Here is a 20,500-nt window from a genome sequence, read left to right as displayed (position 1 = left end):
CCCGGCAACGCCGCCTCGCGGCCCCAGCCGGAACCCTTTCATGAGCAAGCCAGCCAGTCAACGATTTCAGCCGCCCTCTCTCGACAAGTTGCCGGAGGACATCCGCACCCGGATCCTCGCGGTGCAGGAAAAGTCGGGCTTCGTCCCGAACGTCTTCTTGACGCTGGCTTATCGTCCTGACGAGTTTCGCGCCTTCTTTGCCTATCACGACGCGCTGATGGAGAAAGACAGCGGGCTGACCAAGGCCGAGCGCGAGATGATCGTGGTGGCGACGTCCGCCGCCAACCAGTGCCATTACTGCGTGATTGCCCATGGCGCGATCCTGCGCATCCGGGCGAAGAACCCTGTCATCGCCGACCAGATCGCCGTCAACTACCGCAAGGCCGACATCACGCCGCGGCAGCGCGCCATGCTCGACTTCGCCATGAAAGTGAGCCAGGAGGCCAACACGGTTTCGGAGGCGGATTTTGCGGAAGTTGCCGGCCACGGCTTTAGCGATGACGACATCTGGGATATCGCAGCGATCGCGGCCTTCTTTGCGCTGTCGAACCGGCTGGCCAATGTTACCGCGATGCGCCCGAACGACGAGTTCTACATGATGGGGCGGCTGCCGAAATAGCCGGAAGCCCGGAGGTTTGCCGCGTTGCTGGACTGGACCGAAATCATACTGCGTCTCGGCGTCGCCACGTTCGCGGGCGGGCTGATCGGTCTCAATCGCGATCTGCAGGGCAAGCCGATCGGGTTGAAGACGCTGTCGCTGGTCAGCCTTGCGACGGCCATGCTGCTGGTGCTGGTCCATTCCGATGAGGTCAGGATCGTTTCGGATGCCGGCAGCCGGGTGGTTCAGGGAATCCTGACCGGGATCGGCTTTCTCGGCGCCGGTGTCATTGTCCACGCGGGGCGGGATTTCAGGGTTCGCGGGCTCACCAGCGCCGCCTGCACCTGGCTGGCGGCCTGCATCGGAATTGTCTGCGGCCTCGGACAATGGCGACTGGTATTCATCGCACTGGTGATCACCTTCGCGGTCTTGACCGTTGGCGGCCGAATTGAACGCTGGCTGCACAAGAGGCTTGGCGGGAAGGACGAGGCCGGGCAAGATCCGCCGCCCGACTCTTTTTCGGACAAATAACCAACATAGCCGTTGTTTAATCGATGGGTCCGCACCAGCCTGGCAGATAGACCGCGTCCTTGCTCTTGGCACAGCCGAGCGCCTTCTCCATCGCCTTGTCGAAATTCTCCTCCACGCTTTTGCGCGAGATTTTCCGGCGCAGGAAATCCGCCCACAGAAATTCGCTGAACGGGGTGATGTCCTTTGCAAAGCCGCCGACGCGGCGCAATTCCCCTGCGAGGCTGCGGAACGGATCGTCTGCAAGGCCAGTGACCGACTTCGGCAGGTCCTTGAATCGCCGGCGTTCTCCCTTGGCGTCGTAGGGATAGGCCCATCGCTTGTGGTCCATCACGGTCCAGAACGCCTCGCGTTCGACCATGGTGAGATCGCCGATGACCGTGACCAGGACATGCTCGACGCCCTCATCATGCAGTGCACGCGCCAGATGATGATGGTCGACGACGTAATGGTGCTCGTCCGGCCCGAGCACGACCGGGATCATGTGCTCGCCAAGCAGTTCGGCGCGTTTCTTTTCCGACTTGTGCTCCCGCCAGCGCTTGCGCTTCTCCTTTACCTCTCGCAGGCCGACCGTCATCTGGGTCGGACGCAGTGACAGGATCGGAATCGGCTTGAGGATCGGGTCGCGCGTATTGGCCATGGTTTGCCCCTATTGCTCCTGAAGCGGGGTTACTATGCCTTGATGGGTGCGAGCCCTCAAATGACCGCGACCCGAGGTTGGCGGCAGGCATACCAGGATTGTCGGAAGCCGAAAGGCCACAGGCTTCCCATCGACGGCAGCAGGTTCCATCAGACTTTGCGCGGATGGATGGCTGCCCCGCGTCCGGCAAGATTTCATGTTGGAAGTGCTGCCACCGTGCTAAGAATGGTGCAGGATTTTTCGCGGATCTGCGGCAGTGAAAACCCAGCGGCCCATTATTACCGACGATGAGCACGTCGTGCTCAAGTTCCGGCCGCGCACCTCCGCTCACCCGCCGGGCGGACGGGAAGAAACCAGCCAGCCCAACGCATCGCCCGCGGCGAACGACCTGTCCCGCTACGAGCGGCCGCGCGACGAGGGCGACGATTTCCGTCATCGCATGCTCGCCAATGTCGCAGCGCTCGCGTTCACCGTGGCGCTGACCGCCATCGGCATCTGGCTGGCCGTCAGCATCGCCGATCTGCGCAAGACCCAGGACTGCGTGCTGATGGGCCGCCGCGACTGCGCCAGGATTTCGGTGACGCCGCAGGGGTAGCCGGCGCACGCCACTCAATTCAATTGTCAAACAGCCCGGCCACGTAGCCCGGATTTCGCTGCGCTCCATCCGGGCTACGAAGTTCCGCGCTCCACCGTGATTGAGATACACGTTCGCGATCTCGCGGCGCGTTGCGCCCGAGCTTTGCAAGATCCTTTCCCTCAAAAACAGAGGGAGCAGGGAATGCCGGGTGCTTGCTGCACCCGCGGTCTCGTGTGCAATGTGCACGAGGAAGTGCGCACACGAGCATACAGGTACAGCCGGAGCACTCCGGCATTCCCTGCGCAATGGTTTGACGGCTTATGCCGTGCTCTCCCTGGAGACGAATTCGTCTTGCCTCCATCGCCGCCGGCTTGATGGCGCTTCGATCCGGTTGGATCGAATTCGCCACCGGCAGCTTGGCACCAGCAACGGGTGTCAGGACCACACGGTTTTGCCGTACGCATCAGCGCCGTACGTCTTGCGCGTTGTGCTCGCTCACGGATAACCGCCCTGCAAACAACTTTTCGCGCCTGACGCTGCCGCGTCCACCGCATCCCGTCTCGCGTTCGTGACGATCGCGATCCGCCCCTCTTGTCGAGACGGGACGGCGCAGAAAGAGCCACTGATTTGGGTCAGATGAAAAGCGAAATATTTTTGCGCGAGGGACTGGACAGGTTTTTGGTGATTTGCCCGTCAGGTTGATATGTCGCAGGTTGCTGCCTGAGATTGTGCTTGCGCGACAAGCAAATCAGTTCGCAAAGAACGAAATCCTAAATCGTGGGGTGGGCCAAAGCGACTTGTCCGCCGTAGCTCGAAGAGCGAAGGCGGAAGCGTGCCCACCATCTGGAAGCGCGGCCGGTGATAGATGGTGGGCACGGCGCAAGAGCGCCTTTGCCCACCCTACGAACTGAGTGCGCTCGGATGCCATGGCGGCCACAAATTGCTATCGGAAATCGGCTAAGAACGGCTAATCAAGAATTCGCAAGGCCTTCAATCCACTCCAACGTCCGAAGGACGTCGGGATAGCCACTGAAATCACCCTCGCCCGAAGCAATACCGAAAATATGACGGCTGCCTTCATCTCTGATCGCGCGCCTGACGCGTTTTGCGAAAAGAGCAAGTTGCTCGTCTGAAGGCTGTTGGCTTGCCCTGCTGGCCCGCCGATCAATTTGCGATCGGCGGTCGCCCGTCGCTCGCTTTTCCTGTTCTGATCGAGTGTCCACTCCGGACCGTCTGTCAACTCTAACTCTTCTCTCTGCATCAGGTTTCATTTCAATATCGGCCATGACAAATCCCGTCAGCGCTTGAATATAAATCGGATCGAAATCAGGCTACGTCGTACATTCTGCGAGCAGTTTCCGGGCCAGCGCAAAGCAAGCGCCTGCGAATAGCGTCCTCAACCAGCGCCAAGGTCTGTTTTGCCTCGCGCGCTTCTGTCTCAGCTACCTGCGCACGAATTTCCGCGGCTGCCGCCTCGTCTATCGCCGCTGTGATGCGCAGTTCAACCTGCGTCAAGGCTCTGGAGGCGTCAGCGAGCTTGCGATCGGCATCAGCGATAACTTCTCGCAACGAATTCTCGGCAGATTCGGTTCGCTGCTCAGCCAGCTTCAAACGTTCCGCTGCGCTCTTGCACATTGCGTGAGCGCGAGCTTCGATTTCTCGCGCATTATTCTCGATGTCGTTGAAAATTTCGGCGGCCTGATAAACCAGGTCGAGAGCGTCAGCGCCGGGGGTTGGTACCGGGGGACGCACAAAGCTCAACACGTTTTCGCTTCTGCGAACCGCAGGCCTTCCTTCTCGGTGGGCCATGAAAAGAACCTTTGCTGGTATATGCGACATCATGAATACTTATGGTAAAAAGAAGATTAATCACTGGGAAAAACTGGCAAAGCCCGAATAGCCGCGGCCGCCGACCAGTGCGTCTCATCCCCCTGCTTCAACGTTATTGCCGCGTCGGACCAAGCGAGAACGTAGGATGGGCAAAGCGAAGCGTGCCCACCATTTGGAAGCGCGGCCGGTGATAGATGGTGGGCACGGCGCTGACGCGCCTTTGCCCACCCTACGAAACTGCTTCAATCTTATTGCCGCATCGGACCATGCGAGAATTAGCTGCCTCCTCGCTGTGATTTCCGTTACGCTGGATTACGACAAAAACGAAGAGCACGAGGGAGGCTACGTTGAAACTTTCAATCACCGCCGCAGGCTTTTTTCTCGCAACTCTCTTTTCGATTCCCGCGCTGGCACAGACGAGGGCTCTGGTGACTGAAGAGATGATGGTCAAGACGGCCGATCCCGGCATCGAAATCTACGTCCGCAACAAACGGCCGGCGGACATGACCTCGTTCCGGCCGGAGCAGACCGTGCTGTACGTCCACGGCGCGACCTACCCGTCCGAGACGGCGTTTGACCTCAAGCTCGACGGCATGTCCTGGATGGAATACATCGCCGCGCGCGGTTACGATGTGTGGCTTCTGGATCTGCGCGGCTATGGCAAATCCACGCGGCCCAGCGAGATGGCCGACAAGCCCGACGCCAATCCGCCGATCGTGACCGGCCAGACCGCGGTCAAGGACATCGGCACCGCCGTCGATTTCATCCTGCAGCGCCGCAACATTCCTCGTCTCAACCTTCTGGGCTGGTCGTGGGGCACGACGCTGATGGCCACCTACACCACGCAAAACGCCTCGAAGGTCGAACGTCTCGTCCTCTACGCTCCTTCCTGGATCCGGCAAACGGCCTCACTGGTTCAGGCAGGTCCGGGCAAGCTTGGCGCTTACAGAGTGGTCAATCGCGATCAGGCGAAGGAGCGCTGGTACACCGGCGTGCCGGAGGACAAGAAAGCCAATCTCATTCCCGCCGGCTGGTTCGACGCCTGGGCGGATGCGACATTCGCAACCGATCCGGTCGGGGCCCAGATGAATCCCCCGGCGGTCCGTGCTCCCAACGGCGTCGTGCAGGACAGCGCCGAATTCTTTGGCGCCGGCAAATCCTATTACGATCCCGCCAAGATCACGGTGCCAACATTATTGGTCGGCGCCGAATGGGACCGCGACACGCCGCCTTACATGGCACAGACCCTATTTCCGCTGCTGGTGAACTCGCCGGGCAAACGCTACGTCGCGCTGGCCGAGGGAACGCACACCATCATCATGGAAAGGAATCGGCTGAAGCTGTTCGAGGCGGTCCAAGCGTTTCTGGATGAGGCGAAGCGGTCGTGAGAGGCAGTAGTTCGTAGGATGGGTGGAGCGTAGCGATGTCAATCAATTGGCAGCTCGAGACGGCGATGGGTTTCGCTGCGCCCTGCCCATCCTACGTATCAGAGACGAACATGGACAAGATCGATTTCAAAAAGAAGCTTGCAACGCTCTACAGCGCGCCTAACGGCAGTTTTGCTGCCGTCGACGTTCCCGTCATGAAATTCGTCAAGATCGACGGCAAAGGCGACCCCAATCGTGATCCAGCCTACAAGCGTGCCGTCGAGTGGCTGTATTCCGTGAGCTACGCGATGAAATTTGCCAGCAAGACCAAATCGGCAAAAGACTACGTCGTTCCGCCGCTCGAAGGCCTTTGGTGGGCTGACGATCCCGACGATTTTGCCGGGCGCCGGAAGCATCTGTGGCAATGGACGATGATGATCATGGTGCCCGACTTCGTTGGGCGATCCCTGTACGAGGCTGCCCTGGCAAGATCGCGGGACAAGCTCGGGGAGCCTCCGGTCTCGCTGCGCCTTGAGCCATTGGACGAAGGGCGGTGCCTGCAGACGCTGCATATCGGCAGCTATGACGACGAAGGCCCGACGCTCGCCAGGCTTCACAACGAGATTATGCCTGCGCAGGGGGTGACGTTTGCAGGGCCGCATCACGAGATCTATCTGAGCGATCCACGCAAGACGCCACCGGAAAAGCTCAAGACGATCCTGCGGCAACCGGTCAGGAGCGCTGGCTGAAGGCCATGCTCTTTGAACTATGGTAACGCGGCTTGCGACCATCGCTCGCGAATGAATCGGGTTAAGCGCCCAGAGTGGAATAGCGATAGCGTCGCTCGGAGGATGGGTGGAGCGCAGCGATACCCATCAATTGATCTCGGGACCAGAAACCGCCATTTTTGCTCCCAAATCCGTCCCCGCCCGAACGCCCCGCCTCCATTGAACTCAGCGCCCCGCTCCGATATACGGGCTGTCGACTCCGGCCGAGGAAATTGGGCCCTCCGCGGCGCTGCGCCCCGCCTCCTCAAGCCGTTCCGGATTATCTCCAATATATCAAAGGCTTAATGATGTCTTCCACATTCGATCAGATCGCCAACATTATCGCGGAAACCTGCGACATTCCGCGCGACACGATCAAGCCAGAGAGCCACGCCATCGACGATCTGGGAATCGACAGCCTGGACTTCCTCGACATCGCCTTTGCCATCGACAAGGCGTTCGGGATCAAGATGCCGCTCGAAAAATGGACCCAGGAGGTCAACGACGGCAAGGCCACGACCGAGCAGTATTTCGTGCTGCAAAATCTCGCCGATCGCATCGACGAACTGGTCGCCGCCAAGAATGCAGTGCCGGGCGCCTAGTCGCCCGCCATGAACCTTGATTACTTCCAGCTGATCGACCGCATCATCGACCTGAATCTCGACGAGAAGAAAATTACGGTCGAGGCCCAGGTTCCGACCACGCATACGATCTTCGAGGGGCATTTCCCGGGTTTCCCGATCATGCCCGGCGTACTGCTGACCGAAGCGATGGCGCAGAGTTCCGGCTGGCTGATACTCGGCGTCCTGAAGTTCGAGCGCATGCCGTTCCTGGCCATCGTGAAGGAAGCCAAGATGCGGGGTTTCGTCAGTCCCGGTCAGTTGCTGACGATCGAGGCGAAGCTTGAGCACGAAGGTTCCGGTTTTGCCGTCACCAAGGTCAAGGGACGCGTCGGCAAGGACTTGAAGTGCAGCGCTGAACTCACCTTCGGCCTTGCCCCCTTCCCCGACCCGGCCCTGCGCGTGCACATGGACGCGAAGGCCAACGAGATCGGCTTCCCACTGCAGGCGATAACGCATGACTGAGTCTAAATCTCCGGCTGCGAAGGAAGTCTGGATCACTGGCATCGGCATCGTCTCCTCGCTCGGCGAGGGGCTGGATGCGCATTGGGATGCGCTGAACGAGAAGAAGATCAACGTCGACGACAAGCGGTTTGCGCCCTACATCGTGCATCCCCTCGCCCCTGTTACCTTCGACGCGCAAATCCCGAAGAAGGGCGACCAGCGCCAGATGGAAGCGTGGCAGCGCATCGGCACCTATGCCGCGGGGCTGGCGCTGGATTCGGCGGGCGTGAAGGGCGACAAGGAAATTCTCGGCCGGATGGACATGATCGTCGCCGCCGGCGGCGGCGAGCGCGACCTCGCTGTCGACCTCGCCATCATGACCGCCGACGCCAAGGGCAATTCGAGCCCCGCCTTTCTCAACGAACGGCTGATGAACGATCTGCGGCCGACGCTGTTTTTGGCCCAGCTCTCCAACCTTCTCGCCGGCAACATCGCCATCGTCCATGGCGTGTGCGGCACCTCGCGCACCTTCATGGGCGAAGAAGCAGCCTCGATCGACGCGGCGCGGGTTGCGCTGGCGCGGATCGAGGCCGGACAGAGCGACATCGCGCTGGTCGGCGCCGCCCACAATGGCGAACGCTCCGACCTGCTCGTCCTCTATGAATTCGGCGACTTCAACCTCACCGAAAAGTTCGTCCCCGTCTGGCAGCGCGAAGACAAGAGCGGTTTTGCGCTCGGCTCCGCCGGCTGCTTCCTGGTGCTGGAGTCGCGCGAGCATGCCGAAGCCCGCGGCGCCAAGCCATATGCAAAACTGACCAAGGTGGTCGCCGACCTCGCGCAGCGCAAGCAGCCGGGCGCGGTGACCAAATCGCTGGAAGCGCTGTGGCCGAAGCTCGGCGTCGCCGGCGACAGCGGCCATCTGATCACGGGCGCGACCGGCGTCGAGCCGGTGACCTCGGAAGAAAAGGTGTTCTTGCGCCAGCACCCTGGATTCGCGGTGCGCGCCACCGGGACGATGTTCGGCCACACGCTGGAAACCCAGTTTCCGCTGGGCTTGGCGCTGGCCGCGCTCTCGCTCTCCCGCGGCGCGCTGTTTCCGCCCAACGATCCGACCGGGCTCGAGGTTGAAAAGGCTGATGCCCCGGACCAGATTGTGGTGGTGGGGGCTGGTCACTGGCAGGGCGAAGGCATGGCCCTGGTCGAGGCCGTCAAGTAATCGGCGCGGGAGCGTTTTCAGTTACGGCGCAACATCGGGGGAACCATGTCAGCACCATCAGATAAATTTGGCAGGCCGGTCGTCGTCGTCACCGGCATGGGCGTGGTGACGTCGCTTGGCGCCGGCAAGCAGGACAATTGGCGCAAGCTGACCGCGGGCGAGTCCGGCATCCGCACCGTGACGCGCTTCCCGATCGACGGGCTGAAATCGACCATGGCGGGCACGGTGGATTTCGTCACCGTCGATCCCGTTACCTCGACGGGATTGACCGAGCGGCTAGCCGAAATGGCCACCGAAGAAGCGCTCGAACAGGCCGCGATCGGCGCCAAGGCCGATTTTCCCGGTCCGCTGTTCCTGGCGGTCGCGCCGGTCGAGGTCGAATGGCCGCAGCGGCTCGAGCTCGGACGCGCGATCGGAAAGACCGAATTCGGCTATGACGACATGCTGCGCGTCAGCGGCGGCGGCCGGTTCACAGCCTACCATCACCGTTTCATGTTCGGCTCGGTGGCGAGCTATCTGGCTGAAAGCTTCGGCACTAAGGGCTCGCCGATTTCGCTTTCCACGGCCTGCGCCTCCGGCGCGACCGCGATCCAGCTCGGCGTCGAGGCGATCCGACGCGGCGACGCGAACGCTGCGTTGTGCGTGGCGACCGACGGCTCGGTCAATCCGGAAGCGCTGGTGCGGTTCTCGCTGCTGTCGGCGCTGTCGACGCAGAACAATCCGCCGCAGGCTGCCTCAAAACCGTTCTCGAAGAACCGCGACGGTTTCGTCATGGCGGAAGGCGCCGGCGCAATGGTGCTGGAAAGCTATGAGTCGGCAACCGCCCGCGGCGCAAAAATTCTCGGCGTGGTGGCCGGCTGTGGCGAGCTGACCGACTCGTTCCACCGCACCCGCTCCAGCCCGGACGGCAAGCCGATCATCGGCTGCATGCGCAAGACGCTGGCCGATGCCGGTCTCGAACCCGAACAGATCGACCACATCAATGCGCACGGCACCGCGACGCCGGAAAACGACAAGATGGAATACAACACGACAGCGGTCGTGTTCGGCGAGCATCTGCCGAAGATTCCGGTGTCGTCGAACAAATCGATGGTCGGGCATACGATCTCGGCGGCCGGCGCGGTGGAAGCCGTGTTCTCGCTGCTGACGCTGGAGCATCAGCGGATTCCGCCGACCATCAATTACGAGATCCCGGATCCGGCGATCCTGTTCGACGTGGTCGGCAACACCGCGCGCGACGCCAAGGTGACCGCCGTGATGTCGAACTCGTTCGGTTTCGGCGGCCAAAACGCCTCGCTGATCCTGACGCGCGAACCGGTCTAGCCGATAGCTGCTTGTAGACGATGAACCGCCTGCTCCTACGCACCAAGGCGCGCCTGCGCGATGCCGCCAAGCCTGTGGCAGAAGCCGCCGTGGGCGCGCTGACGATCGCGCTGTTGCGCACCACGCGCTATTTCGATCCGGACAAGACCGCCAATTTCTTCGGCCGCGTCACCCACTTCATCGGACGCCGGCTGCGCGAGGACCGTATCGGGCGAGAGAATCTTAAGGCCGCTTTCCCTGAGAAATCGCCGGAGGAGATCGAAACCATTCTGGCCGGCGTCTGGGACAATCTCGGCCGCATCGGCGCCGAGTTCGCCCATCTCGATCACATCTGGGACTACGACGTCGATCATCCGGACAAGCCAAGCCGCGTCGAGTTCGGGGCGCGGACCAAGCAGATTTTCGATTCCCTGCGGGACGACGGCAAGCCGGCGATCATCTTCGCGAGCCATCTCGGCAATTGGGAAATTCCGGCGCTTGGCGCGGTGGCGCATGGGCTGGATTGCGCGATCCTGTTCCGCCGGCCGAACATCGAGTCCGCCGACCGCGCCATCGAACGGATCCGCGCCGTCAAGATGGGCACGCTGGTGCCGGCCGGCCGCGAGGCGCCGCTCAAGCTTGCGGAAGCGCTGCAGAGGGGCCAACACGTCGCGATGCTGGTCGATCAGTACATGGGCAACGGCGTCGAGGTGACGTTCTTCGGCCGCAAGACCAAGGCCAACCCGACGCTGGCGCGGCTCTTGCGCCAGGTCGAATGCCCCGTGCATGGCGTGCGCATCATCCGTTTGCCCAACCACCGCTTCCGCGCCGAGCTGTCCGAAGAGGTCAAGCCGGTGCGCGACGCCTCGGGGCAGATCGATATTCAAGGCACGATGCAGGCGGTCACGGATGTGATCGAGGGCTGGGTGCGGGAGTATCCGGACCAGTGGCTGTGGCTGCATAGAAGGTGGCGGTAGGTCTGCCCCCGTCCCTCCTCGTCATTGCGAGCGAAGCGAAGCAATCCACCTCCCCGCTCGCAGAGGCATGGATTGCTTCGCTTCGCTCGCAATGACGGAAGTGGGCGCAGGCTTTCCCCTACCCGCCGAACAGCAGGCCGAGGCTCCACGCCTTCATCGTGACGGCCGATCCCAGGACGAAGACAATCTGCAGCAGCGTGCGCGTTGAAAAGAACGTGAGGATATTGGTCATGTGATGCTCCCGGAGGGAGCTATAGGTTCTCGCTTCGGTTCCGGCAACAGGAGTTTGTAGGGTGGGCAAAGCGAAGCGTGCCCACCATTCCTGACGGTGATCCCCGAAAGATGGTGGGCACGGCGCTGGCGCGCCTTTGCCCACCCTACGATCTCACCACGTCATTGCGAGCGGAGCGAAGCAATCCATCTCACCGCTTGCTGAGGCATGGATTGCTTCGCTTCGCTCGCAATGACGGCGGAGACACGCTGGTGCGCTGCCATCACTTCCCCGTCTTCACCTTCGTCCACAGCCGGTTGATGATGCGCTGGGTCGCGGGGTCGCGGGCCTGGATGACGAACAGCTTTTTCTGCATCGTCTCGTCCGGATAGATATTCCTGTCGTTGAGGATCTTCGGGTCCACCAGCTTCTGGCTCGCCAGATTGCCATTGGCGTAGGACAGGAAGTCGGAATTCTTTGCCGCGACGTCCGGGCGGTAGAGATAGTTGATCAGCTCATAGGCCTCCGCGACATTCTTGGCATCCGCAGGAATCGCGAGATTGTCGAAGAACATCTGCGCGCCCTCTTTCGGGATGGTGTAGCCGATCTCGATGCCATTCTTTGCTTCCGCCGCGCGGCTGCGCGCCTGCATGACGTCGCCGGACCATCCCACCACGAAGCAGATTTCGCCTGATGCCAGTGCGCCCAGATATTCCGAGGAATGAAACTTCCGGACATTGGGCCTGATCTTGCTGACGAGCTCGGCGGCCTTTTCCAGATCGGCCTGCTTGGTCGAGTTCGGATCGATGCCGAGATAGCTGAGCGCCGCAGGCAAGATGTCGTCGGCGGAATCCAGCATGTGGATGCCGCAGTCTTTGAATTTTGCGAGGTTCTCCGGCTTGAAGACGATGTCCCAACTGTCGATCTTCGCGTCGGGGCCGAGGATTCTTTGCGCGGTCTTGATATTGTAGCCGATGCCCGTGGTGCCCCACATGTAGTTGGCGGCGTAATTGTTGCCGGGATCATAGCTGGCGAGTTGGCCGGTCACGACTGGCCAGGCGTTGGCGAGATTCGGCAGCTTCGACTTGTCGAGCTTGAGGAAGACTTTTGCCGTGATCTGGCGCTGCAGGAAATAGCCTGTCGGCACCACGACGTCGTAGCCCGACTTTCCTGCCAGGAGGCGCGTCTCCAGCGTCTCGTTGGCGTCGAACGTGTCGTAGACCACCTTGATGCCGGTTTCCTTCGTAAAGGCCTCCAGCACCCCCGGGGCCATATAGTTCGACCAGTTGTAGAAGTTCACGGTGCGCTCCTGCGCCTGCGCGGGCGAGAGCGACAGCGCGAGCGTCATCACACCGATCAGGCGAAGCGGGCCTCGGAAGGAATCGCGCATCTGCTACCTCTTGCGGCGGCCGTGCACCGCGTCCGACAGGCGCTCCAGCGCGGTATCCAGCGTTTCGTCCTTCTTGGAAAAACAGAACCGCACCACCGACGTCACCGCGTCCTGCTCGTAGAACGCCGATACCGGGATCGCGGCGACTTTGTAGTCGGTCACGATGCGTTTGCAGAACTCGACGTCGGTCTCATTGAGCCCGAGCGGCGACAGGTCAACCGTGAGAAAATACGTGCCCTGCGATTTCAGCACGGGAAAGCCGATGCTCTCCAGCCCCTTCGTCAAACGGTCCCTGCTCCGCGCCAATTCCTTGCGCATGTCGTAGAAATATTCATCTGGCTTGCCGAGGCCGTAGGCGACCGCGGCCTGCAGGTTCGGCGCGGTGGTGAAGGTTAGAAACTGATGCACTTTTGCCGCCACCCGCAACAGCGGCGGGGCGGCACAGACGAAACCGACCTTCCATCCCGTCAGCGAAAAGATCTTGCCGGCGCTGCCGACCTTGATGGTGCGGTCGCGCATGCCCGGGATCGTGATCAGCGGGATATGCTCGCGGCCGTCGAAGATCACGTGCTCCCAGACCTCGTCGCAGATCGCGATGGTGTCGAACTGCTGGCAGAACCGCGCCAGCAATTCGAGGTCCTCGCGAGGATAAACTACAGCGGCCGGATTGAGCGGATTGTTGAACAACACCGCCTTGGTCTTGTGGTTGAAGACGCTCGCCAGCATCTCTTCCGTCAGCCGCCAACCCGGCGGCTCGAGCCGCAAGAGGCGCGGTATGCCGCCGGCCTGGCGGATGATCGGCAGATAGCTGTCATAGACCGGCTGGAAGCAGACGACCTCGTCGCCGGGCTCGACGACGGCCAGAATGGACGATGTCAGCGCTTCAGTGCCGCCCGAGGTCACCATCACTTCGGTCATCGGATCGAGCGAGAGCTTATGCCAGCGGCCGTAATGGGCCGCGATCGCCTGCCGCAGTTCGGGAATGCCCATCATCGACGGGTATTGGTTGTAGCCGTTCACCGTCGCGTCGGCCGCGGCGCGGCGGATGTCCTCCGGACCGGGATCGTCGGGAAAGCCCTGGCCGAGATTGATGGCGTTGTTGTCGCGGGCGGCCTGCGACATCGCCTCGAAGACGGTGACGGGAAGGTCAGCAAAGACCTTATTCATGGATGTCATGGTAGGGATCAGCCGCCGGTTTTGGTCGGCAAACCCGCTGCCTTCCAGCCGATGATGCCACCGGCAAGATGCTTGTCATAGGGAAGGCCCGCCGCCTGGGCGGCCAGCGAGGCTGTCACCGAGCGCTTGCCCGAACGGCAGGCGAAAACCACCTGCTTTCCCTGCGGGTCCGGAATGGCCGCCGGATCGAAGGTCTGGAGAGGAACGACCACAGCATCCGGATAGGCTTCCACCGCGACCTCGTTGGGTTCGCGAACGTCGACCAGAAGATAGCGCCCTTCCGCCATCCCCCTGGAAACGTCTTCCGGGGTCAAATCGTGCACCTGATGGTCCGCCACGCAATATCCTCCTGACAACCCGCCGCGAGGGCTCAGATCAGCCCGGCCAAGCGGGCGCCAAAGTCGCCCCTCGCGAGGCGAAAATCAAGCGCCGCGAACGGTTTAAACAGCCGCCAAAACCAGGCCGCCGCCCAACGCACTTATTCTCCCCCCGCCGCGGTTTTCAGCCCGGAAGTTCTTTCGCAATGGGCCAGGCGCCTTCCGGCGTTTGAGGACCGGTCACCCGGTAGCCGCGACGAAGGTAGAAACCTCGGGCGTTCAGGCTTGCCTCTGCCTGCACTGACGGGAACCCGCGTTCGCGCATCAGTCCTTCGAGCATACCGAGCAATCCGGCGCCTACGCCCTGCCCGGCAAATTCGGCTGCCACATACAAGCCCTCCAGCGTGTCGCCGCGAATGGCCCCCCATCCGGCGACGACGCCATCGACCTCGGCAACCCACACTTCCAGCTCATGCAGCTTTCGCTCCATCCCGGAGCGCGTAAGCTTCGACGCCCACGCCTGCGCCTCGGCGGCCGGCATCGTTGGAGGCGCGAGTTCAAGGATCGATCGACGTCGAATGACGTAGAGGCGGCTTGCGTCCTCGCGCGTCGCCAGACGGTAAACGGCACGCATCGTCACCTGCCCCGAGTCAAACGGACCTGCCGAGCCAAAGTGGCAATGTCCGCGATTGAGAGATGAGCGGCCGTAGCCAGCGGCCGAGCGGTTGTGCCACCGATCTGATATCCTGCGCCGCGAGTGCTGGCCCATACTCTGACTGAGATACGCGCTAAAGCATATTGATGTGTTGCATGCGCAGCAATTGAATCAAACGATTATCGTTCGTTTTCGCGGGAGGGAACATGAATAAGCGTCTTCTGGCGACGATTCTTGTGGCTCTCGCCGGTACGGTGGCGGCCGCGCAGGCTACCACCAGAGACGCGCTCATCGCCCGCGCGAAATCATTCGAACTCGATACGCCCTACGTACCGCCGCCAGGCGACCCCTTGACGCATCATGCCGCAGGATTTGCGAAGGTCATGTGCTCAGCTGTATTCATGACTGGCCTTGCGCCCGATTTCGCGGCCGAAAATGTTGGGTTTTTCACGGCACCCTACGGACAGCGCGCGAAACTCGGTAAGCCGGTCATCGATCGCGCCAACAAGGCGGTCCACGTCACGCTCCCTAATGGCGTGACCCGGACGGCCAGATATCTCGGGAGTCAGGGTTGCGTCACGTTCCCGGTCGGCCAGAGCGCCATGAATTTCAAGCCGGTCGCCGTCAAGAGCCGATTGCCCGATCCTGCGGCCCAACTGTGGCCCATGGGCGACCTGCTGCCGCAGGAGCCGTTGCCGACAGAGATCGATGCCGGGAAACTCAAAGCTGCCGTGAATGCCGCGTTCCAGCCGGCCGAAGGATTGACCGCGGCGTTCGTTGTGACGTGGAAAGGCCGCCTCATTGCCGAGCGCTACGCGGAAGGTGTTACGGCGCAGACGCCGCTCGAAAGCTGGTCCATGGGCAAGAGCATTACGGCAGCGCTCTTTGGCATTCTGGTCAAAGACGGCGTTTATGATTTGGGCCAGCCGGCACCGATCCCTGAATGGCAAACGCCCGGCGACCCGCGCGCCAAAATACGCATTGCGGATCTCCTTCACATGTCGAGCGGACTTCGGATCAGGGCGCCCCAAGACCCGGATTACGACCCAACGGGGCCTTACCCGGATCACGTCTATCTTTATACCGGCGGCATCAATTCCTTTCACTACGCGGCGACACGGCCATTGCAATGGCCTCCCAACACGGTCGGACGCTATCGCAACACCGATCCGGTCCTGATCAATTATCTGATCCGGCTCGGTGTCGAAAAACGCGGCGACGAATATCTCTCATTTCCGCAGCGGGTGCTGTTCGACAAGCTCGGCATCCGTACCATGGTGATCGAAACTGATCCGTTCGGAAATTTTCTAGGGCAAGGTTATGAGGTGGGCTCCGGGCGCGATTGGGCGCGGCTTGGCAATCTCTTTCTTCAGGGGGGCGTTTGGAACGGTGAGCGCATTCTGCCAGAGGGCTACACCACATTCGTCAGCACGCTTGCGCCTGCCTGGGCCGCGGACAATCGGCCGATCTATGGAGCTTTTTTCTGGCTCAACGGCGATGGGCAATATCCAGTCCCGCGCGATGCCTATTACATGGCGGGCGCTGGCGGGCAGACCACGCTGATCATTCCCTCGCACGATCTCGTCGTCGTGCGTCTCGGGCACTATCGGGGCGAATTGTACGCCGGTTCAGGCTTCAGCAAGGCGCTCGCGCTGTTGATCGAGGCGGTGCCGAAAGCACAAAAATGAGAGGATCTCGCCCGCTTGACCCATTGCCGAAGTCAGCATGGTCTCGCTGGCGATCAAGTGCGGCGCTACCCCTCATGCGCAAAGCGGATCAGAGGTTGTAAAATCCGCCCAGGGTCCACACCCGAGGAGTAACAGCATGACCCCACACATCCCCGAGGAATTTTCAACCGGGTTGATCAACTGGAGTCCCTTCGTGATCATGGGCAACACGATGCCGCCCCGAGATCCTGATGAGGACGAAGAGGATGAGGACGAAGAGGAAGAGAACGATGCCGACGAACCGCCGGTCGTGCGCGAACCGGACGAAGACTAGGGATGGGCTGAGTTTCGGAAGTAGTTGCCCGCGCGCAAAGAGAATCGGGCTCTTTCACGTGACCTGTTGAAAAATGCATTGGTGAAGTTGTGTATCCACGTTGGATCAGCCGGATCGGCGCTCCGCTCATTGCTTTTGTTTTGACCGTTGCGCCGTCGGTTTCGACGGTGCACGCCGTTGAGGATGCTCGCAAGGTGAGCGTCGTGTCCTTCGGCCTTTTCGGCGATCAAGGCGTGTTTAGAAGCGAGGCGACCGGCGCAGCACGGGTCGTAGCGGGCCGTTTCGGAGGCGACCCGATCAACGTGCAATACAATTCGAAAAAAGGCGGACGTGCAACGATCGAAGGCCTGGCCATGTCCTTGCAAGCGGCGGCCAACGGGATGGACGCCAACAACGACATTCTGTTTTTGATTCTCACTTCGCACGGCTCCCGCGCCGGCCTTGCAGTCAAAGCGGGGCGGCTTACGCAAACGCTCACGCCGTCTAATCTCGCCTACATGCTGGCGCGGACCGGCATGCGATACAAGGTGGTGGTCATTTCGGCCTGCTATGCCGGGGTCTTTATTCCTCGGCTCGCGAACCCCGATACGCTGGTAATCACCGCGGCCGACGCCGACCATCCATCGTTCGGCTGCCGGGACAAAGCCAAATGGACCTATTTCGGCAACGCCTTTTTTAATGTAGCACTCCGGCAAGCTGGAAGCCTAAAGGACGCCTTTGTTGTTGCGCGCTCGCTCGTCAAAAAGCGAGAAGTGCGCGAGCGCTTCGAGCCATCGAATCCCCTCATGGAAGGCGGCGAAAACGTGCAGCCGTTGCTCATTTCGCGCCCTTGACCGACCGGGCCGCCTTCGGCGACGCCATCGCCGGCGAAATAAAGCGAAACTGGCTCCAGTTATTGCTCCACCGTTGGTCCTTCTCGGAATCCGCTTTGCGGTTCTTTGCGGACCTCACGATGGGCGACCTGAGTCGGGAAGCGCACCAACGTGGACGTTGGCAGACTACTCTTAGGCGTTTACGCACTGAGTCCAGTCTGTGCCGTTTTGCATTCGGGACAGCTTCGTTGTCGGATCTGTGCAATCCAGACTTCTCGTTTAGTCGTTGAACCTTCGCGAGGTTCCGGTGACCCACGCTAAGGGGCTTTCGGGACCACAGGAGGTTCTGATGACGAGGCATCGAACGATTACCGGGTTCGTGGCTGTCGCTCTGCTCGCTGTTGCCGCAACTGCCGCTACCATGAGGTCGCACTCGCCCGAGGGTATTGTCGTCGCCGCCGGCCCGACTATGTCGAAAAGCCTTCCGGTTGACGCGAACGAGCTCCCGACTGCGAGTTTTGACGAGCGCTGGTCCGCGATATCAGCTTCGCCAACGCACACGCCTGAGCAATAGGCTCGACGCTCGCTAGGTGCCGCCGCAATCGGCTGCTTGGCGAAATTTATAATGGACCCTTAGCAGTTGGGCGACGCTTTCGCGTAACGGGCGCGGATGCGGCTGCGCGCACGACAAGATGAATAGTGAGGTACATTCACACCGCATTGGCAGTCGTCCGAAAATTCAACTTTTCGAAGGAGGCAACGATGAACATGCTGAAATCTGCAATCGTCGGCCTGGCCCTCATTTCAGCCAATACGCCAGTCCATGCGGACGTCATCGGCGACTGGAACAACACCGCAATGGACGTGATGAAGGCGGTCAACGTGGGCGGCAATCCGTGGACGCGCAGCATGGCGCTGGTAAATGTGTCCATGTCTGACGCGATCAACTCGGTGCAGAACCGATATTCGCGTTACATACCGGAGCTTCCGACTGACCCGAACGCCTCAGCCGAGGCCGCTGCAGCGGCGGCTGCCCGCGAAATTCTCATGCGCCAGTATCCCGGCCAGAAGGAACGGATTGACGCAGCCTTCGCGGAGACGACGAAAACCATTCCGGACAACCCCGCACGGGCTGCGGGTATTGATTTAGGCAAGAAAGTTGCGGACGCCGTTTTCACGGAACGGCAGAGCGACGCAACAAACACGCCTGATACATACCGCCCGCTCACCACGCCCGGCGTATGGGTGCCGACCACGCCGCCGCTCTTCCCTCAATATGCGACGGCCAAGCCGTGGGGCTTGGACAGTGCAAGCCAATTCCGCCCGGCTCCGCCCCCGGCCCTCAACAGTGCTCTTTACGCGCGCGATTACAACGAAACCAAGGAAATGGGCGGAGTGAAAAGCACGAAGCGGACCGACGCGCAGTCCGACGCCGTGCGCTTCTGGACACAGGCCAACCTTGGGCCCGCATGGTTCCAGGCGGCCAGGCAGGCTTCCGCTCGTCATAACCAGCCTGTGGCAGAAAGCGCGCGCGTGTTCGCACTGATGTCCATGGCTCTCGCCAATTGCTTCATTGTCGATTGGGACGCCAAATTCCAATACAATTTCTGGCGGCCGATCACCGCGATCCGCAACGGCGACCAGGACGGCAACGATGCGACTGAACGCGACGCGGGCTGGCAGCCTCTGAACGCCACGCCGATGCATCCCGAATACCCGTCTCAGGCGGGGATCAACGCGGGTGCGGCGCGAGCCGTTCTGGAAGCTGTTTTCGGCAGCGGGACGGAAGACTTCGTCGCGACCGATACTTCCGACGCGCGCCTTTCACGCAAATTCACCAGCTTTGCGCAGATGGCCCAGGAGCACAAAGAGGTGCGCATTTGGGGCGGCATTCATTACCGCAATTCGCTGGAAGTCGGAGATGCGATGGGTCGCAAGGTCGCCAACCATCTCCTGGCAAATTACATGAAGCCGGCGCCGTAGGCCGATGTTCGGTGCCATCTCAAGGCGCCTGGTAACCGGCGGTGCGCTGCTGCTTACCGCCTTCCTTGCCGCTGATGCCGCTGACATCGACGACGATCTGCCCGACCTTACCGATCAGATCGCGCGGATGGCCTCCGAGGTCGCACTCGAGTTGCAGCAGGTCTGTCCGCCTGCTTCACCCTCGGACCAGGCAGCCTTCGACCGATGCCGGCGCAGCCTGTTCGGTGACTCCGCGCTGCGGCGCAGCCTTGCGCCGACGCTCCTGTGGGGCCGCCGGAATCAGGACGCCCGGGCAGCGCTCGAGGACACCAATCTCACGCAGTTTGCGCCCGATGTGATTACCGGCCTCTACCTCTCGCTGTTCATGTACAGCGGCGAATACAGCACCGAGTACGTCGAGCGCGAGCGATTGTACCTGATCCGTCTGCAGGCAGGATTCCGCAACCTGTTGCCGCCCGGGCAGTTCCCCTATCCGTTCTGGCACCTGGAGGCGAAGTGGGGTGTTTATCAGGCCGCCAATTCGGTTCTGCTCTGGGTCAATCCAAAGACCGCGAAGATCGTCATCGGGCAATTTACCGAGCGAGGCAGCAACAGCCCTGTTGTCTCCACGCAACCGATATGGCCTAAGTTCGATGGCAAATGGATGTGGATGGACAAGGAGGGACGCATCCAGCCGCGCGTGACGCTCTTCGACGGCCTGTTCCGGAAAGACAATCCCTATCTGGCAGACCTCGACTCGACCTACAGGACGATGGCGCTGCGGATGCGCGACGCGCACTGCGATAACTGTCACGTGCCGAACAACCCCATGCCGATGCGCCGGTTGGTGCTGCTGCACACACCGGCCCACGCGGCAGGCGAGATTGCCCGCTTGATGACGGCAGTGCGTGCGGACAGGATGCCGCTCGACGATGCAGGCAACGAAGCGCCGCTCGAGCCCGCGCTTAAACGTGCGCTGCTCGAAAGCGGCGCAGCTTTCGAACGGTTGGTGAAGGCCGCAAAGGATTGGGAAGCGGCACGCCGGGATTGAATGGCACGCGACTGATCCGGTCGCTGAGCGATACTCTCGTCCGCCTTTGGACTTTCAGA

At 61.3% G+C, this 20,500-nt stretch carries 22 protein-coding genes; 15 read left to right on the top strand and 7 right to left on the bottom strand.

Features of this window, described 5'->3' with window-relative positions:
* The first annotated feature begins 40 nt into the window (after positions 1-40).
* Positions 41-619 (top strand): peroxidase-related enzyme, encoded by a 579-nt coding sequence (locus KIP88_RS07050; protein ID WP_214487124.1) that lies wholly within the window; start codon positions 41-43, stop codon positions 617-619.
* A 24-nt stretch (positions 620-643) separates the two neighbouring features.
* A complete protein-coding gene (locus tag KIP88_RS07045; RefSeq protein ID WP_214487123.1) occupies positions 644-1,129 on the top strand; it encodes an MgtC/SapB family protein in 486 nt (161 codons plus the stop codon).
* A gap of 16 nt (positions 1,130-1,145) precedes the next feature.
* On the opposite strand, the gene KIP88_RS07040 is transcribed toward KIP88_RS07045, so the two are convergent.
* On the bottom strand, positions 1,146-1,766 hold the full coding sequence (locus tag KIP88_RS07040) for a ParB-like protein (RefSeq protein WP_214487122.1): 621 nt from the start codon (positions 1,764-1,766) through the stop codon (positions 1,146-1,148).
* Positions 1,767-2,022: 256 nt separating this feature from the next.
* Here KIP88_RS07040 and KIP88_RS07035 point away from each other — a divergent pair, with 256 nt between their 5' ends.
* Complete coding sequence (locus KIP88_RS07035; protein WP_214487121.1) at positions 2,023-2,361, top strand: hypothetical protein; 339 nt, start codon at positions 2,023-2,025, stop codon at positions 2,359-2,361.
* Between the two features lie 953 nt (positions 2,362-3,314).
* Here the strand turns inward: KIP88_RS07035 and KIP88_RS07030 are convergent.
* Together KIP88_RS07030 and KIP88_RS07025 are read right to left on the bottom strand one after the other, a co-directional pair.
* A complete protein-coding gene (locus KIP88_RS07030) occupies positions 3,315-3,629 on the bottom strand; it encodes a hypothetical protein (RefSeq protein WP_214487120.1) in 315 nt (104 codons plus the stop codon).
* 40 nt (positions 3,630-3,669) lie between these two features.
* Positions 3,670-4,107 carry a hypothetical protein gene (locus KIP88_RS07025; protein WP_308163279.1) on the bottom strand — a complete coding sequence of 146 codons (438 nt, stop codon included), beginning with the start codon at positions 4,105-4,107 and terminating at the stop codon, positions 3,670-3,672.
* Between the two features lie 413 nt (positions 4,108-4,520).
* Here KIP88_RS07025 and KIP88_RS07020 point away from each other — a divergent pair, with 413 nt between their 5' ends.
* The 7 genes from KIP88_RS07020 to KIP88_RS06990 all read left to right on the top strand — a co-directional run bounded on the left by KIP88_RS07020 (position 4,521) and on the right by KIP88_RS06990 (position 10,866).
* Positions 4,521-5,561, top strand: a complete 1,041-nt coding sequence (locus KIP88_RS07020; protein ID WP_249790563.1) for an alpha/beta hydrolase — start codon at positions 4,521-4,523, stop codon at positions 5,559-5,561.
* 35 nt (positions 5,562-5,596) lie between these two features.
* Positions 5,597-6,289: a GyrI-like domain-containing protein gene (locus KIP88_RS07015; RefSeq protein WP_249790562.1), complete on the top strand. Its 693-nt coding sequence runs from the start codon at positions 5,597-5,599 to the stop codon at positions 6,287-6,289.
* Between the two features lie 326 nt (positions 6,290-6,615).
* Entirely contained in the window at positions 6,616-6,909 is a 294-nt protein-coding gene (locus tag KIP88_RS07010; RefSeq protein ID WP_214487119.1) for an acyl carrier protein, read from the top strand.
* 9 nt (positions 6,910-6,918) lie between these two features.
* On the top strand, positions 6,919-7,392 hold the full coding sequence (locus KIP88_RS07005; RefSeq protein ID WP_214487118.1) for a 3-hydroxyacyl-ACP dehydratase FabZ family protein: 474 nt from the start codon (positions 6,919-6,921) through the stop codon (positions 7,390-7,392).
* The gene (locus tag KIP88_RS07000; RefSeq protein WP_214487117.1) at positions 7,385-8,587 is read left to right on the top strand and encodes a beta-ketoacyl-ACP synthase; all 1,203 of its coding nucleotides are present in this window, start codon (positions 7,385-7,387) and stop codon (positions 8,585-8,587) included. The genes KIP88_RS07005 and KIP88_RS07000 overlap by 8 nt, the downstream gene beginning before the upstream one ends.
* A gap of 45 nt (positions 8,588-8,632) precedes the next feature.
* The gene (locus KIP88_RS06995; protein ID WP_214487116.1) at positions 8,633-9,910 is read left to right on the top strand and encodes a beta-ketoacyl-ACP synthase; all 1,278 of its coding nucleotides are present in this window, start codon (positions 8,633-8,635) and stop codon (positions 9,908-9,910) included.
* 20 nt (positions 9,911-9,930) lie between these two features.
* The gene (locus KIP88_RS06990; protein ID WP_214487115.1) at positions 9,931-10,866 is read left to right on the top strand and encodes a lipid A biosynthesis lauroyl acyltransferase; all 936 of its coding nucleotides are present in this window, start codon (positions 9,931-9,933) and stop codon (positions 10,864-10,866) included.
* A gap of 494 nt (positions 10,867-11,360) precedes the next feature.
* On the opposite strand, the gene KIP88_RS06985 is transcribed toward KIP88_RS06990, so the two are convergent.
* The 4 genes from KIP88_RS06985 to KIP88_RS06970 all read right to left on the bottom strand — a co-directional run bounded on the left by KIP88_RS06985 (position 11,361) and on the right by KIP88_RS06970 (position 14,594).
* Positions 11,361-12,425, bottom strand: coding sequence for a polyamine ABC transporter substrate-binding protein (locus KIP88_RS06985; protein ID WP_249790609.1), 1,065 nt, complete (start codon positions 12,423-12,425; stop codon positions 11,361-11,363).
* Between the two features lie 45 nt (positions 12,426-12,470).
* Entirely contained in the window at positions 12,471-13,643 is a 1,173-nt protein-coding gene (locus tag KIP88_RS06980; RefSeq protein ID WP_214487113.1) for an aminotransferase, read from the bottom strand.
* Between the two features lie 8 nt (positions 13,644-13,651).
* The gene (locus KIP88_RS06975) at positions 13,652-13,930 is read right to left on the bottom strand and encodes a rhodanese-like domain-containing protein (RefSeq protein ID WP_249790608.1); all 279 of its coding nucleotides are present in this window, start codon (positions 13,928-13,930) and stop codon (positions 13,652-13,654) included.
* Between the two features lie 214 nt (positions 13,931-14,144).
* Positions 14,145-14,594: a GNAT family N-acetyltransferase gene (locus KIP88_RS06970; RefSeq protein ID WP_214487111.1), complete on the bottom strand. Its 450-nt coding sequence runs from the start codon at positions 14,592-14,594 to the stop codon at positions 14,145-14,147.
* Positions 14,595-14,821: 227 nt separating this feature from the next.
* Between KIP88_RS06970 and KIP88_RS06965 the strand changes: the two genes are divergently transcribed.
* From KIP88_RS06965 to KIP88_RS06945, 5 genes are all read left to right on the top strand, one after another.
* Complete coding sequence (locus KIP88_RS06965) at positions 14,822-16,303, top strand: serine hydrolase (protein WP_214487110.1); 1,482 nt, start codon at positions 14,822-14,824, stop codon at positions 16,301-16,303.
* A gap of 136 nt (positions 16,304-16,439) precedes the next feature.
* Positions 16,440-16,616: a hypothetical protein gene (locus KIP88_RS06960; RefSeq protein WP_214487109.1), complete on the top strand. Its 177-nt coding sequence runs from the start codon at positions 16,440-16,442 to the stop codon at positions 16,614-16,616.
* 89 nt (positions 16,617-16,705) lie between these two features.
* Complete coding sequence (locus KIP88_RS06955; protein ID WP_308163278.1) at positions 16,706-17,449, top strand: C13 family peptidase; 744 nt, start codon at positions 16,706-16,708, stop codon at positions 17,447-17,449.
* Positions 17,450-18,190: 741 nt separating this feature from the next.
* On the top strand, positions 18,191-19,411 hold the full coding sequence (locus tag KIP88_RS06950) for a vanadium-dependent haloperoxidase (protein ID WP_214487108.1): 1,221 nt from the start codon (positions 18,191-18,193) through the stop codon (positions 19,409-19,411).
* A 4-nt stretch (positions 19,412-19,415) separates the two neighbouring features.
* Positions 19,416-20,441, top strand: a complete 1,026-nt coding sequence (locus KIP88_RS06945) for a hypothetical protein (RefSeq protein WP_214487107.1) — start codon at positions 19,416-19,418, stop codon at positions 20,439-20,441.
* The last annotated feature ends 59 nt before the right edge of the window (positions 20,442-20,500 follow it).

Source organism: Bradyrhizobium sp. SRL28 (genome assembly GCF_018596315.1).
Classification (GTDB): Bacteria; Pseudomonadota; Alphaproteobacteria; order Rhizobiales; family Xanthobacteraceae; genus Bradyrhizobium.
Note: the sequence above shows the minus strand (reverse complement) of the source record. Positions and strands in the feature narration are given on the sequence as shown.